This window comes from Flavobacterium sp. FlaQc-49 (assembly GCF_044005985.1).
Lineage (GTDB): Bacteria > Bacteroidota > Bacteroidia > Flavobacteriales > Flavobacteriaceae > Flavobacterium > Flavobacterium cupriresistens.
Window position 1 is genome coordinate 1 of record NZ_JBIPCS010000065.1, and the last position, 241, is coordinate 241.

General features: G+C 29.9%; 1 protein-coding gene. It reads left to right on the forward strand.

Features of this window, described 5'->3' with window-relative positions; translation table 11 throughout:
* The coding region (locus tag ACHRV3_RS23085; RefSeq protein ID WP_395436307.1) for a hypothetical protein at nucleotides 1-241 on the forward strand (241 nt) is incomplete at both ends.

Below are 241 nucleotides of genomic sequence, written 5' to 3' on the forward strand. Positions count from 1 at the left end.
TTGGTTTATAGGGTTCAAAGCTCATTTTTTATTTGTTTGATGCTAAAAAGGGAATATTTAAACCATATAAGTGATGTAAGAAAATATAAGGCAGCGCTTGGATTTTACTTTGCTTGTTTGGTTTATAGGGTTCAAAGCTCATTTTTTATTTGTTTGATGCTAAAAAGGGAATATTTAAACCATATAAGTGATGTAAGAAAATATAAGGCAGCGCTTGGATTTTACTTTGCTTGTTTGGTTT